12 protein-coding genes are annotated in these 13,689 nt (G+C 63.3%); 8 read left to right on the forward strand and 4 right to left on the reverse strand.

Translation table 11 applies throughout. The features are described from left to right. Positions 1 to 36 precede the first annotated feature (36 nt). From fecA to HBO05_RS23890, 3 genes are all read right to left on the reverse strand, one after another. Positions 37 to 2,382, reverse strand: coding sequence for a TonB-dependent Fe(3+) dicitrate receptor FecA (gene fecA, locus HBO05_RS23880; protein WP_172314278.1), 2,346 nt, complete (start codon positions 2,380 to 2,382; stop codon positions 37 to 39). A 91-nt stretch (positions 2,383 to 2,473) separates the two neighbouring features. After that, on the reverse strand, positions 2,474 to 3,418 hold the full coding sequence (locus HBO05_RS23885; protein WP_172314280.1) for a FecR family protein: 945 nt from the start codon (positions 3,416 to 3,418) through the stop codon (positions 2,474 to 2,476). Next, the gene (locus HBO05_RS23890) at positions 3,415 to 3,903 is read right to left on the reverse strand and encodes a sigma-70 family RNA polymerase sigma factor (RefSeq protein ID WP_170043006.1); all 489 of its coding nucleotides are present in this window, start codon (positions 3,901 to 3,903) and stop codon (positions 3,415 to 3,417) included. Before HBO05_RS23890 ends, HBO05_RS23885 begins: the two co-directional genes overlap by 4 nt. A 326-nt stretch (positions 3,904 to 4,229) precedes the next feature. Between HBO05_RS23890 and HBO05_RS23895 the strand changes: the two genes are divergently transcribed. From HBO05_RS23895 to dacB, 8 genes are all read left to right on the forward strand, one after another. Continuing rightward, positions 4,230 to 4,532 (forward strand): DUF3649 domain-containing protein, encoded by a 303-nt coding sequence (locus HBO05_RS23895; RefSeq protein WP_169954920.1) that lies wholly within the window; start codon positions 4,230 to 4,232, stop codon positions 4,530 to 4,532. After that, on the forward strand, positions 4,529 to 6,103 hold the full coding sequence (locus HBO05_RS23900; RefSeq protein WP_172314282.1) for a PepSY-associated TM helix domain-containing protein: 1,575 nt from the start codon (positions 4,529 to 4,531) through the stop codon (positions 6,101 to 6,103). The genes HBO05_RS23895 and HBO05_RS23900 overlap by 4 nt, the downstream gene beginning before the upstream one ends. Next, on the forward strand, positions 6,103 to 6,429 hold the full coding sequence (locus HBO05_RS23905; protein WP_170043004.1) for a DUF3325 domain-containing protein: 327 nt from the start codon (positions 6,103 to 6,105) through the stop codon (positions 6,427 to 6,429). The genes HBO05_RS23900 and HBO05_RS23905 overlap by 1 nt, the downstream gene beginning before the upstream one ends. A gap of 6 nt (positions 6,430 to 6,435) precedes the next feature. Next, on the forward strand, positions 6,436 to 7,014 hold the full coding sequence (locus HBO05_RS23910) for an RNA polymerase sigma factor (protein WP_172314284.1): 579 nt from the start codon (positions 6,436 to 6,438) through the stop codon (positions 7,012 to 7,014). Then, a complete protein-coding gene (locus tag HBO05_RS23915) occupies positions 7,011 to 7,988 on the forward strand; it encodes a FecR family protein (RefSeq protein WP_172314286.1) in 978 nt (325 codons plus the stop codon). The genes HBO05_RS23910 and HBO05_RS23915 overlap by 4 nt, the downstream gene beginning before the upstream one ends. Before the next feature lie 528 nt (positions 7,989 to 8,516). Continuing rightward, a complete protein-coding gene (gene ykgO / locus HBO05_RS23920; RefSeq protein ID WP_020297337.1) occupies positions 8,517 to 8,666 on the forward strand; it encodes a type B 50S ribosomal protein L36 in 150 nt (49 codons plus the stop codon). A 110-nt stretch (positions 8,667 to 8,776) separates the two neighbouring features. Further along, positions 8,777 to 11,200 (forward strand): TonB-dependent receptor, encoded by a 2,424-nt coding sequence (locus tag HBO05_RS23925; RefSeq protein ID WP_172314288.1) that lies wholly within the window; start codon positions 8,777 to 8,779, stop codon positions 11,198 to 11,200. A gap of 69 nt (positions 11,201 to 11,269) precedes the next feature. Continuing rightward, positions 11,270 to 12,724, forward strand: coding sequence for a D-alanyl-D-alanine carboxypeptidase/D-alanyl-D-alanine-endopeptidase (dacB, locus tag HBO05_RS23930; protein ID WP_172314290.1), 1,455 nt, complete (start codon positions 11,270 to 11,272; stop codon positions 12,722 to 12,724). 64 nt (positions 12,725 to 12,788) lie between these two features. Here dacB and HBO05_RS23935 read toward each other — a convergent pair whose 3' ends face one another. Then, a complete protein-coding gene (locus tag HBO05_RS23935) occupies positions 12,789 to 13,664 on the reverse strand; it encodes an AraC family transcriptional regulator (RefSeq protein ID WP_169954927.1) in 876 nt (291 codons plus the stop codon). Between the last annotated feature and the right edge of the window lie 25 nt (positions 13,665 to 13,689).

Genomic DNA, 13,689 nt, shown 5'->3' on the forward strand with positions numbered 1-13,689 from the left:
CTCCCACATAAGCCAAGAGTGTATTCAGGCTATTCGTCAGAACGCGACCGAGGTCTGCACATACACCGTGCGCGGCTCACCCACGTATTTGCCCTTGTTGTTATCGTCAAACGAACGGGTGAAGTACTGGGTGTTGAAGATGTTCTTCACCCCCACCGCCACATTCAAATCCGACAACTGCGGGCCGAAGTCGTACGCCGCGCGGCTGCTGAACAGCATGTAGCCGGGGATGCGCCCATTGCTGCCATCCGCGCTTTCGGCCTGGGTGTTGGCGTTGTCGGCGAACTGGCTGCTCTGGTAGGTGCTGTCCAGGTTCAACTTCCATTGGCCCTCGGTGTAGCCCACGCCCAGGGTGCCTTTGTGCTTGGACGAGAAGGGCACGCGGTTGCCTTTGTTCGGGCCGTCTTCGCGGATGGTTGCATCGACATAGGCGTAGCTTGCGTACACATCAAAGCCGGCCAGCGCGGGGCTCAAGCCGTCGAGGGCGTAGTTGAGGCTGGATTCGATGCCCTGGTGCCGGGTTTCACCCCGGGCGATCACCGAGTCGTTGGTCTGGTTGCTTTCATACTGGTTGTCGAAGTTGATCAGGAACGCGCCGATTTCTGCGCGCAGCGCGCCATTGTCGTAGCGGGTGCCGACTTCCCAGGTGCGGGCCTTTTCCGGCTTGACCGCGCCGCTGCTTACGCGGTTGGGCATCTGGCTGTACTGCACGCTGCCGAAGGAGCCTTCGGTGTTGGCGTACAGGTTCCAGTCGTCAGTCAGGTGATACAACACGTTCAACGCCGGCAGGGCGGTGTTGTAGTCGCCCTTGTATTTGACGTCGGTCAGGTTGTTGGTTTGCTGGGACTTGATCATCTCGTAGCGGATGCCAGGGGTTACGGTCCACTTGCCGATATCGATGCGGTCGTCGATAAAGAATGCGTTGGCTTCGGTGCCGCCGCGGGTGTCGCGGTCGTTGCGGCTGTCGGTATTGGGCAGTTGCTGGTTGGCGCTGATCGGCGTGCGGTAGCGCAATTCGTGCCCGGCCTCGTTGATGTAACGGTAACCCACGCCAACCTCGTGGCTGGTCGGGCCGAGGTCGAAGCCTTGGGCCAGGCGGGTTTCCAGGCCGCGTACCCAATACTCGCGCGGTGACAGCGAAAGGAAGCTGCCCTGGTCCAGATAGCCGCTGCGCAGGGTCTTGGTAAAGAAGCTGTTGACGGTGAATTCCCGGCGATCTTCCTGGTAGCGATAGCCCACGTTAAACATCGTACGGCGGCCCCAGAATTTGTCGTAGGGGCGGGTGGACTGATACGGGTCGGCCTTGTAGGCCGCCGTGCTCAAGCCACCGGGCATATCGGCCTGACCTTCGTAGTACTGGGCCATGGCATTGAAGCTGTTGGCTTCGTCCAGTTGGTAATTGCCCTTGAGGATCAGGTCGTCGATTTGTGTGTCGCTGTGTTCGCGCCAGTCGCCGCCGCGGGTGCCGGAATACAGCAGCGCGCCGCCCAGGCCATTGTCGGCGGTGCCGCCGGCCAGCAGGTTGCCGGTGGTCTTGAAGCCATCGTGGCTGGAAGACGGGCTGGTCTCGGTCTGCAGGCCGCCCTTGACCGTCGGTGCATCAGGAATTGCCCGGGTCACGAAGTTGACCACGCCGCCGACGTTCTGCGGCCCGTAACGCACTGCGCCACCGCCGCGTACCACGTCCACTGCATCCATGTTGCCCATGCTGACCGGCGCGAACGACAACTGCGGCTGGCCATACGGCGCGAAAGGCACCGGAATGCCGTCCATCAATACCGTCGAGCGCGACGCCAGGCGTGGGTTGAGCCCGCGAATACCGAAGTTCAGCGCCATGTCGTGGCTGCCGGTGCCGTTGTTTTCCGGCGCGTTGACCCCGGGAATACGATTGAGCACGTCACGGGCCTGGGTTGCGCCCTGGCGCTCGAATTCTTCGCGGCGGATCACATCACGGGCGCCGGGGTGTTCGAAGACGTTGGTTTGCGCCGCGTCGCCCAGCCAGTCGCCCACCACATTGGAGGTGCCCAGCTCCAGGGTGGCCGGCGCGTTCAGTGGTTGCAGGCTGTAGGCATTGTTACCTTCGGCGCGGGCTTGCAGGCCGGTGCCCTTGAGCAATGCGTTCAAACCTTGCAAGGTGGTGTAGTTGCCCTGCAGGCCCTGGCTTTGCGCGCCGGCAGTCACTTCGGAGCCAAACGAAATCAGCACGCCGGCCTCGCGGCCAAACTGATTCAGCGCCGCTTCCAGGGACGTCGGGGCGATGTGATAAGGCTTGGCCTCGGCCGCCATGGCGTAGGGCAGGGCGCTGAAACTGAGGCTGGCGCCCAGCAGCAAGTGGCGCAGCGTACGGGCAAGTGGCGTCAGGCGAGTCGGTTGCTGGGGCATGAAGAACGTTCCTCAGAGGTGGGAAACAGGGTGGCTTTCCCTCTCTGTCACGCGAGGTACGGAAAACGGCTCACAGGTGCCTGAAAATAATTCAGGCGCGGGCTTCGACACTGACCCAATAGCGGGTAAAACGCCGAATTTTGACCGGCAGGCTGATTTGCAGCAGGTCGAGGATGCGTTCGCTGTCGTCCAGCGGGTAGCTGCCGGAAATCAGCAGGTTGGCCACTTGCGGATCACACTGCAATTGGCCCCGGCGATAACGGCTCAGTTCCTCGAGGAAATCTGCCAGGCGCATGTGCGACGCCACCAGCATGCCGTCGGCCCAGGCACCGGTGTTGGCATCAGTGAGGCGCGGCGTATCCCAGCCTTTGCGGGTGAGGTTGGCCTGGTGGGATTTTTCCAAGGTCAGCGGTAAGCCGCTGTAGGACCTGGGTGCAATCTCGACCTGGCCATCCAGCACGGCGACCTGGGTGTGATCATTGAACTGGCGCACATTCACCTGCGCTGCCCGGGCGGTGACGATGCCCTGGCCGGTGATGATCTGCAACGGGGTGCTGGCGCGCAGCAATATCTCGCCCTCGAGCAGGTGGATCAGGCGCTGTGGGCCATCGAATTGCACATCCACCGCACTGGCGGTGTTGAGTTGCAGTTGGCTGCCGTCGGCCAGTTGGACCTTGCGCCGCTGGCCGAAGGGGCTGCGGTAGTCGGCGGTCAATGGCGCGATCAAGTGCTGCTGGCGCAAGCCCCAGGTCGCTGCCGAACCGGCGCCGAGGATCAGCAACAGCTTCAGCGCCTGGCGCCGACTGTTCGATTGCGGTGCGTTCAGTGCCGCGTGGGCCAGGGGCGAGGGCATTCCGCGCAAGCGCTGGTTGACCCGCTGTATATGCTCCCACGCCCGTTGGTGCTCGCTGTGGGCATCCAGCCAGCGCTGCCAGTTTGCCTGCTGGCGCGGGTTGAGCGGGCCTTGCTGCATTTGCATCAGCCACTGCACCGCCTGTTCGGCGACCTGGGTCGAGAAGTTCGCGGCGCGGTTCATAGGGCGAAATAGCAGCGCATGGCGGCTTTATTCAAATGTCGTTTGACGGTGGCGATGGAGATCCCAAGTTCGGCAGCGATTTGCCCGTAGGTCAGGCCGTCGAGCTGGGCCAGCAGGAAGGCGCGCTTGACCGGCACGGGCAAACCGTCGAGCAACTGGTCCAGTTCCATCAGGGTTTGCAGGATGATCGCCCGCTCTTCTTCCGATGGTGCCGCAAGTTCCGGCATTTGCGCCAAGGCGTCGAGGTAGGCGCGCTCCAGGTCCTGGCGGCGGTAATGGTTGAACAACACGCGCTTGGCGATGGTGGTGAGGAAGGCGCGGGGCTCGATCAGTGTCGGGGTTTCGCGGCCGCTCAACACCCGGATAAACGTGTCCTGGGCCAGGTCGGCGGCGCTGTGCGGGCAGCCGAGCTTGCGTCGCAACCAGCCGGTCAGCCAGTGGTGATGGTCGTGATACAGGACTTCGACGGTATTGGACGGCCGCAACGCGAACACTCCGGCAGCATCAGCATGCTTTAGATAACGAGAATTGTTCGCATTGTAGGGTGGGCGGGTGGCATTCGGCAATCAGCATAAGACCGATAGCCGCTTTTATCGCCACAGAACCCTGTGGGCTGGCTTGTGTGGGAGCTGGCTTGCCTGCGACAGCATCATCTTGTTCTGCCAGACACACCGAGGTGGCTGCATCGCAGGCAAGCCAGTTCCCACACAAGCCCCACCTCTGTTTTTGGTGCCCGCTTCATCCGTTCTCTTTTGCTTATGAGAATATTTATCATTAGACTCTCGCCCCTGACGAACCAGGCGCCACTGGCATGAAAAGCAAAGCATCACTTCCTCTTTCCTACCGGCTCGGTGTGACGTCGCGGCTGCTGGCGGCTGTTGTCGGCGGCTATGTGCTGGCGTCCCTGGCCAGCGTGTGCCTGACCTTCTGGCTGCCAATCTCCCGCGCCGATGCGGTGGTCAGCGGCATGCTCAGTTCCTTTGTGTTCTACCTGCTGGCGGTGATCTGGTGCTTTGCCTGCCGCAGTGCGGCCCGCGCCTGGTTTGGCGTGCTGGTGCCCTGCGCGATACTGGCCACCCTGGCTGGCCTGGCCTATTGGATGGCACGCCCATGAAAGAGGGTTTCCGTCAGGCCATGGCCTGGTTGCACACCTGGGCCGGGTTGATTTTCGGCTGGTTGCTGTTCGCGATTTTCCTCACCGGCACCCTGTCTTACTTCAAGGGTGAAATCACCCACTGGATGCAGCCCGAAGTGCCAGCCCATGCGGTGGACGATGCGCGCAGCGTGGCGGTGGCGCAACGCTACCTGGAGCAGCACGCACCCACGGCGGCCCGTTGGTTTATCGGCTTGCCCAACAGCCGCGACCCTGGTTTATCGGTGATGTGGCAAGACAAGATCGACCCAGGCCGGCGCGGCAATTTCATCGAGAAAATGCTCGACCCGGTCTCCGGCGAACAACTCCAGGCCCGGGAAACCATGGGCGGCGAGTTCTTCTACCGGTTCCACTTCCAGTTGCAGATGCCTCATCCGTGGGGCCGCTGGTTGTCGACCATCGCGGCGATGGTGATGTTCGTCGCGCTGATCACCGGGATCATCACCCACAAGAAAATCTTCAAGGACTTCTTCACCTTCCGCCCGCGCAAGGGCCAGCGCTCCTGGCTCGATGGGCACAACGCGGTGGGCGTGCTGGTGTTGCCGTTCCACCTGATGATCACCTACAGCAGCCTGGTGATTTTCATGACCATGGTCATGCCTGCCAGCATCCTCGCGTCTTATGACGGCGACACCCGTGGGTTTTTCAATGAGTTGTTCCCGGCCACCGACAACGCCCCGGCCCTCGGCCAGCCGGGCAAGCTGCTGCCTTTGGCGCCGCTGGTGGAGCAGGCCCGGGCGCAGTGGGGCGGTGGTCATGTGGGGCGGCTGGCGGTGAACAACCCTGGCGATGTGAATGCCTCGGTCAACGTCTCCCGCGCCGGCTCTGACCGGGTGGTGCATGATTTCGGCAGCACCGTGTCCTTTAATGGCAGCACCGGCGAATTGCTGCGGGTCAGTGCCGAGCAGTCGCTGCCGATGGCAATCAGCGGCAGTTTCTACGGCCTGCACATGGGCCACTTCGCCGGCCCGGTGCTGCGGTGGTTGTACTTTATCTGCGGCCTGGCGGGCACGGCGATGATTGGCACTGGCCTGGTGATCTGGCTGGGTAAGCGTCAGCTCAAGCATGCCAAAACCGGGGTGATGCCGTTTGAGTTGCGCCTGGTGGAGGTGTTGAACCTTGCCAGCATGTCCGGGCTGGTCATCGCCATTGCTGTGTTTTTCTGGGCCAACCGCCTGCTGCCGGCGAGCTTCGCCGAACGTTCGGACTGGGAGGTGCAGAGCTTCTTTATCGCCTGGGGCCTGACCTTGCTGCACGCCATGCTGCGCCGTGGCCGCCGCGCCTGGGTCGAGCAACTGGGCCTGGGCGCCGTACTGTTTATGGCGGTGCCGCTGCTCAATGCGCTGACCACTTCCCAGCACCTGGGCGTGTCGCTGGCCAAGGGTGATTGGGCCATGGCCGGCTTTGACCTGACCTGCCTGGGCAGCGGCCTGTTCCTGGCCTGGGCCGCCTGGAAGATGCAGCACCGCAGCGCCGCCCAACCCCGTGCCGAGCGGGCCCGCCCACTGACCCTCAAAGGCGAGGTGCACTGATGTTGCTGGCCTTGTTGCTGTGCTACGCAGGCTTTGTTGCGCTGTGCCTGTCCCTGGACCGTCACCATGGCGAGTTGCTGCACAGCAAACCTTCGCCACGGCGGCGCCTGGGGTTGCGCGTGGGTGGCTGGCTGCTGTTGGGGCTGTCGATCTGGCCGGCGGTGCACCTGGCCGGCTGGAGCCGGGGCCTGGTGGACTGGTGCGCGGTGCTGATGCTCAGTGGGCTGTTGCTGGTGTTGCTGTTGCCGTATCGGCCAAGGCTGGCCTTGATCCTCGCGGGCGTTGGCCTGCTGGCCAGCCCCGTTGCGGCCTTCGCGACCCTCTGAGCACCGTTGATGATCACCACGCCGCCCGAGTCCCAGGATCACCCTCACGCTGAATCGTCGGGTGGGCGCGCACATTTCCTACAGGTGTTTTTGTCCCAGCGCTCACAGATGGAGGCGTTGGTCAGCCGCCGCGTAGGCTGCCGTGCGACGGCGGCGGACCTGGTGCAGGATTTGTTCCTGCGTTTCTGGCGCCGACCCCTGGTGCAGGTCGAAGAACTCAGCACCTACCTGCTGCGCTGCGCCGGCAATATCGCCATCGACCACCTGCGCAGCGAAAGCGCGCGGGTGCGCGGCAATGAAGGCTGGTTGCCGCAGCAGCAGGATCATCATGGCTCCGAGCCCCAGGCCGCGTTGGAAGCGGGCAACGATCTGCGCCATGTCGAAGCGGCGCTGCGCAGTTTGCCGGAGCGTACGCGGCAGATCTTTTTGCTCAACCGCATCCACGGGCGCAAATACGCAGAAATCGCCAAGGCCATGGGCCTGTCCCAAAGTGCCGTGGAAAAACATATGATGCGTGCCCTCGAAGCCTGCAAAGCCAGCCTTCGGCAAGCCCATCCGCCACGCTCGCCAGGGAAAGCACCGTGAACGTCACCCCGACGCCCGCCCAGGAACAGGCCGCCCTGGCCTGGCTCAGCCTGCTGCACGATGCGCCCAGCAGTGGTGACCAGGCCACCTTCAGCCACTGGTTGCGCGCCGACCCGGCCCACGTCGAGGCGTATGCCCAGGCCCAGGTGCTGTGGGAATTGAGCGAAGTGCCGGCGCGCACCCTGGCCGCCGAAGACGCGTTGGCCCTGCAGCGTTACCTCAAGGCCATGGACGGCGCAAAACGCTCCCGTATGCGCCGCTGGTCGGCGGCACTGGCGATGGCGGCGTGCCTGGTGCTGATGGTGTCGATGGGCGCCGGTTGGCAGCCACAGCGCTGGGTCGATGACCTGGGCGCCGATTACGTCAGTGCGCCGGGTGAGGTCAAAACCGTGACCCTGGCCGATCAAAGCCAAGTCACCCTGGATGCCGACAGCGCGATTGCCGTGGATTTCAGCCACGGCGAGCGGCACATCCAACTGCGCCGTGGCGCCGGCTTTTTCAGCGTGCCCCACACCGGGCAAGCCTTTGTAGTGCACGCAGGCAGTGGCGAAGTGCGGGTGTTGGGCACGCAGTTCGAAGTGCGCCTGCAACCGGCGGGCGCCCAGGTGACGGTGTTGTCGGGGCGGGTCGGGGTTACACCCTCGGCCCAGGGTACTCAGCAGATTCTGACGGCCGGCCAGCAAGTGGCCTACGCCGAGGGTGTGGCTGATGAGCGGCATGCGGTGGACAGTGAATCGCGCCTGGGCTGGCGCGACGGCTGGCTCAACTACTACAAGACCCCGCTGGCCGATGTGCTCAAGGACCTTGGCCGTTACTACCCTGGCCGCATCCTGCTGCTTGATGACGAACTCGGCGCCCGCCGGGTCAGCGGCAGCTTCCCGAGCAAGGACCCGGAGGCGGTGCTCAACGCATTGCAAGCGGTGCTGGGTTTTGAGCAGCACAGTGTGTTGGGGCGGTTGATCGTCCTCCGCTGAAAACCAGCCACCCCCTGTGGGAGCGGGCTTGCCCGCGATGGCGTCTGGAAGAGCTGCGCAACCCTTCAGGAGCCATCGCAGCATGAGTATCGACACAACTCGCTCTGTGTACATATCCATTCCTGCGGTCACGGCCACTTAGGGTTCCGCCCTTACGGCGGGTCACTTTTGGGACCCAAAAGTAACCAAAAGGTCCTCGCCCCACCACTCGGTGCCTCGCCTAGGCTCGGCATGCCCGCAGTCAGGCAGTGCTCCGTGGGCCCGCCGCGATCGGCCATCCCTGGCCGTGTCGCGGCTACCCCGGCATCCATGCCGGGGTGCCCACTGCGCAATACCTGCCTGCGGCCAGCGTGGTTTAACGGGGCGCCTGAGATCAAAAGCCAGATCAAAAGCACAGCAACAGCAGAGCCAGAGCGCGAAGCTGCGTTCCTGTGGGAGCTGGTTTAGGAGATGGTCCGAACAAAAGTTGATAACTATTCTTATTTGCATTTATGATATGTTATTACATCCCTATCAAGGAGCCACCCCATGAAAGTCCTGTCCTCACTCAAAGAAGCCAAGAACCGCCATCGCGACTGTCAGATCGTCAAGCGCCGGGGGCGGATCTATGTGATCTGCAAATCCAACCCACGCTTCAAGGCCCGGCAGGGCGGGGCGAAAAACAAGAACAAAGGCTGAAGGTGAAATTATTTTCAATTTCACCTGAGGTAAAACCCCACGCCATCCGTGTAGTGCTTGAAACTGCGATCAATTCGCATTAACAGCGTTCTCTACACGGGTTCTCAAGTATGAAGTCCAGGGCAAAGTCGGCGGCAGGCAGTTCGGTTAAACAGTGGCTGGGAGCCTCCCTTCTGGCCGCTTCCGGCCTGGCATTACAGCCCCTGAGCCTGGCGCAAGCGGCGCAGGAGCAGAGCGCAGTCTTCAGTTTTGCACTGCCGGCCAAGCCGTTGCCCCAGGCGCTGAGCGATTTCAGCCGGGTGACCGGCATCAGCGTGGTCTACACCGACGAAGCTCCCTACAACCTCAACGCCCCGGCCGTCAGTGGGCGGATGAGCGCCGCCCAGGCCATGCAGCGCCTGTTGGGTAACTCCGGCTTGACCTTCCGCCAGATGGACGCCCGCACCCTGGCCCTGGAACCGCTGCCTAGCGAAGGCGCGGTCAATCTTGGCGCCACCACTATCAGCGGCGTCAACCAGCAGCAAGCCACCAGCTACCAGCCACCGCCCACCAGCTCGGTCATGCGCTCCCAGGGCCTGCTGCTGGAAACCCCGCAAACCGTGAACATGGTGCCGGCCCAAGTGATGCGCGACCAAGTGCCGCGCAACCTCGACGATGCCTTGGCCAACGTCAGCGGCATCACCCAGGCCAACACCTTGGGCAGCACCCAGGATGCGGTGATGCTGCGGGGCTTTGGCGACAACCGCAATGGCTCGGTCATGCGCGACGGCATGCCCGTGGTGCAGGGCCGGGCGCTGAACGAAACCGCCGAGCGCGTCGAAGTGCTCAAGGGCCCGGCGTCGTTGCTGTATGGCATCCAGGACCCCGGCGGGGTGATCAATATCGTCAGCAAGAAACCCGAGCTGACCCCATCCACCGCCCTGACCGTGCGCGGCTCGACCTATGGCAGCGGTAAGAACGGCAGCGGCGGCAACCTCGACACCACCGGCCCGATTGGCGACAGCGGCCTGGCTTATCGTTTGATTCTCGACCACGAAGATGAGGATTACTGGCGCAATTTCGGCACTTACCGCGAAAGCCTGATCGCGCCATCCCTGGCCTGGTACGGCGACGCCACCAAGGTGTTGCTGGCCTACGAGCACCGCGAGTTTCTCTCGCCGTTCGACCGTGGCACGGCCATCGACCCCACGACCAATCACCCCCTGGATATCCCCGCCACGCGCCGCCTGGATGAGCCGTTCAACAATATGGAAGGCCGCTCCGACCTGTATCGCCTTGAGGTCGACCATGACCTGAACGACGACTGGAAGGCCCACTTCGGCTACAGCTGGAACCGCGAAACCTACGACGCCAGCCAGGTGCGCGTGAGCAAGGTCAACGCCAACGGCGTGCTGACGCGCAATATGGACGGCACCCAGGGCGCGCTGACCACCGACCGCTTCACTACCGTCAGCCTCGAAGGCAAGGTGGACGTGGCCGGCATGCGCCATGACCTGGTGTTTGGCCTGGATGACGAATACCGCAAAATCTACCGCGCCGACCTGATCCGCCAGGCCAGCCGCAGCGTGTTCAACTACAACGACCCGGTGTACGGCCGCGAAGTGGCGGGCACCACCGTCAGCGCGCCGGACAGCAACCAGACTGACCTGCTGCGCAGCGACTCGGTGTTTTTCCAGGACGCCATCCACCTGACTGACCAGTGGATCCTGGTCGGCGGGGCGCGTTTCCAGACGTACGACCAGTACGCCGGCAAGGGCCGCCCGTTCACGGCCAACACCGACAGCAACGGCCAGAAGTGGGTGCCCCGCGCCGGCCTGGTGTACCGCTACACCGATGAGCTGTCGTTTTATGGCAGCTACACCGAATCGTTCAAACCCAACTCCACCATTGCGCCGCTGGACAACAAGATGGTGATCGACGGCAGCATCGCCCCGGAACAGTCCAAGTCCTGGGAGCTTGGGGCCAAGTTCGATATGCCGGGGCGCATTACCGCCAACGTGGCCTTGTTTGATATCCACAAACGCAACGTGCTGGTGTCGATCACCGAGGGCGCGACCTCGATCTACAGCGTCGCCGGCAAGGTGCGCTCCCGTGGCCTGGAAATGGACCTGAGCGGGCAGTTGACCGACCAGTGGAGCCTGATCGGCAGCTATGCCTACACCGATGCCGAAGTCACCGAGCACCCGGCCTACAAAGGCAAAGGCCTGCAAAACGTGGCGAAAAATTCCGGTTCTGTTTCAGCCGTGTACGACTTCGGCACTATCGTCGGCGGCGACCAGCTGCGCGTCGGTGCCGGTGCGCGTTACGTCGGCGAGCGGGCCGGCGATGCACTCAATAGCTTCGACCTGCCGGGCTACACCGTGGCCGATGCGTTTGCCACCTATGACACCAAGGTCGACGGGCAGAAGGTCAAGTTCCAGCTAAACGTGAAGAACCTGTTTGACCGCACCTACTACACCTCGGCCGTCAGCCGGTTGTTTGTGTCCATGGGCGATGCGCGCCAGGTGTCGTTGTCCAGCACGTTGGAGTTCTGACCGTCGGCGATGACGCTGGCGGCCTGAGCTGCTAGCGTTGCGCTCTTTGAGGATTGCCGGGACGGTTTGATGCAGTTGGGACGATGGATACACACCAGCGCCATGCTGGTGGGCGTAAGCCTGTTGTTGGGTGGCTGTGCCAGCCCTTCGAAAACCGGCGAGCAGGCGCTGGAGCAATTGCTGGCCGATCCGGCCCTGGCCGGGGCCAGCGTTTCGTTGATGGTGCGTGACGCCCGCAGCGGCAGCACGCTGTACCAGCACAACCCCCGCACGCGGCTGGTGCCGGCCTCCAGCCTGAAACTGCTGACCACGGCGGCGGCCATGGATGTACTGGGCCCGCAGTATCGGTTTTCTACGCAGTTGCTGAGCACCGGCAGCCGACAAGGCTCGCGCCTGCTGGGCAATCTGTACCTGCGAGGCCTGGGCGACCCGACGATCCAGTGGGCGGATTACCAGGCCCTGGCGGCGAACCTGGCCGCGCAGGGCATCCGGCAGATCGACGGCGACCTGGTGCTCGATGACAGCTGGTTCGACGCCGAACGCCTGGGTGTGGATTGGGCCCACGACGACGAAGACAAGTATTACGGCGCGCAGATTTCCGCACTGACCGTGTCGCCCAATGCTGATTTTGATGCGGGCACCTTGATCGTCACGGCCAAGGCACCCATGGCGGTCGGCCAACCGCTGGGCGTCACCCTCAGCCCGCCTACTGATTATGTGCAACTGAGCAACCTGGCGCTCAGCGGTCCGGGCAACAGCTATGGGCTCAATCGCCAGCATGGCAGCAACCTGCTGCGCCTCAGTGGCACGCTGACGCCGGGGACGCAAAGCCGGCAATGGGTCAGCGTGTGGGAGCCGACGCAACTGGTGGCCAATCTGTTCGCCCAGGCCTTGGCGCAGCAGGGGATCAGCGTGCAGGGTCGGCGCGTGATCGGTGGTGTCAGCCCGGCCACCGCCACGGTGTTGGCGACGCACCAGTCGGCGCCGTTGCAGGAGCTGATCAGGCCCTTGCTCAAACTGTCCAATAACAGCATGGCCGAAGCGCTGCTCAAGGCCATGGGACGTCAACAGGCCAACGCCGGCACGGCGGCGGCCGGGGTTGCGGCGGTGGCTGACTTTCTCACGCGCCAGGGCCTGGACCCGGCAACATTAAGCCAGGTGGATGGCTCGGGGTTGTCGCGACGTAACCTGGTGTCGGCGCAGAACTTCACCGACCTGTTGCTGGCCATGGGCAAACAGCCATGGTTCAACGCCTGGTACGACGCGCTGCCCATCGCCGGTAACCCGGATCGCCTCGGTGGCGGCAGCCTGCGTTACCGCCTGCGCGGGACTGCGGCGCAAAACAACCTGCAGGCCAAGACGGGGTCGATGGGTGGGGTGTCTTCGTTGACGGGCTACATCACCGATGCGGGTGGGCGGCGGTTGGTGTTTTCGATGCTGACCAACAACTATGTGGTGGAGGGGAGTCGGATCAAGGCGTTGGAAGATCGAGTGGCCGTGGTCCTGGCGCAAAGCCGCGATTGAACAATGTGTGAGCAAGCCCGCTCCCACAAAATCCCATGCCCACATTAGTTTGGTGTCAAGGCAACTAAGGTCGGAACGCCTGCCGATATTCCCCCGGTGTCGCTCCCATCGCCTGGCGAAACCGGTTGGTAAAGTGGCTGGCACTGGAGAACCCGCATGCCAGGGCAATCTCCCCCAGCGGCATTGACCCGCTGCGCAACAGGGCCTGGGCCTGCGCGAGGCGGCGGGTCAGCACATATTGGTGGGGCGGCAGGCCAAAGCTTGTGCGAAACATCCGCGCAAAGTGGTATTCCGACAAGGCGCACAGCCCCGCCAGTTGCCCCAGGCTGATCGGCTCGGCCAGTTGCTGCTCGATGTAGTCCACTAACTGGCGGCGTTGATGCGCCGCCAATCCGCCCTTGAGCCGCAAGCCTTCGCGCAGGCCAACCTGGCTGAGCAGGGTGTGGCTGAGCATTTCATGGGCCAGGCTACTGGTCAGCAGGCGTTCGGCGGGTTCCTGCCAGTTCAGCCCGATGAGTTGGTGAAAGCGCCGGGCTTGCTGCGGGTCTTCCAAAAACGTGCTTTCGCGCAGTTGCAGCGCCCGGGGTTCGCGGTCCAGCAGGGTGATGCAACCCAGGGCAAATTGCTCTGGGCTGAAGTACACGTGGGCCAGGCGGATCTCGCCGTTGATCACCCAGGCCGACTGATGTTCGGCGGGCAGGATGCACAATTTATCGGGGCCGCCCTTGGTGCCGGGCTGGCCACGGCGAAATGTCTCGGTGCCGCCGCCCACGTAGCAGGACAGGGTGTGATGGCTGGGCGCTTCGTAGTCCTGGGAGTCGTGGTGGTTGCTCCACAAAGCCGCAGACAAGCCGTCACCGAGCTCGGCGCACAGCTCAAGGCGAGCGTTGGGCGAACTGTTCAGGGCTTTGAAGACTTGTAGGTTTTCCAGTGCAGGCATGGGGTTCTCTCCGACGCCTTGCATC

The organism is Pseudomonas sp. WS 5079 (genome assembly GCF_012985465.1).
Taxonomy (GTDB): Bacteria; Pseudomonadota; Gammaproteobacteria; order Pseudomonadales; family Pseudomonadaceae; genus Aquipseudomonas.

What these genes read in the sequence shown, in the direction of transcription:
- HBO05_RS23925 (WP_172314288.1), top strand. Translation starts at nt 8,777, where the DNA reads ATGAAGTCCAGGGCAAAGTCGGCGGCAGGCAGTTCGGTTAAACAGTGG.
- HBO05_RS23900 (WP_172314282.1), top strand. Translation starts at nt 4,529, where the DNA reads ATGAAAGAGGGTTTCCGTCAGGCCATGGCCTGGTTGCACACCTGGGCC.
- HBO05_RS23895 (WP_169954920.1), top strand. Translation starts at nt 4,230, where the DNA reads ATGAAAAGCAAAGCATCACTTCCTCTTTCCTACCGGCTCGGTGTGACG.
- HBO05_RS23885 (WP_172314280.1), bottom strand. Translation starts at nt 3,418, where the DNA reads ATGAACCGCGCCGCGAACTTCTCGACCCAGGTCGCCGAACAGGCGGTG.
- HBO05_RS23935 (WP_169954927.1), bottom strand. Translation starts at nt 13,664, where the DNA reads ATGCCTGCACTGGAAAACCTACAAGTCTTCAAAGCCCTGAACAGTTCG.
- HBO05_RS23905 (WP_170043004.1), top strand. Translation starts at nt 6,103, where the DNA reads ATGTTGCTGGCCTTGTTGCTGTGCTACGCAGGCTTTGTTGCGCTGTGC.
- fecA (WP_172314278.1), bottom strand. Translation starts at nt 2,382, where the DNA reads ATGCCCCAGCAACCGACTCGCCTGACGCCACTTGCCCGTACGCTGCGC.
- ykgO (WP_020297337.1), top strand. Translation starts at nt 8,517, where the DNA reads ATGAAAGTCCTGTCCTCACTCAAAGAAGCCAAGAACCGCCATCGCGAC.
- dacB (WP_172314290.1), top strand. Translation starts at nt 11,270, where the DNA reads ATGCAGTTGGGACGATGGATACACACCAGCGCCATGCTGGTGGGCGTA.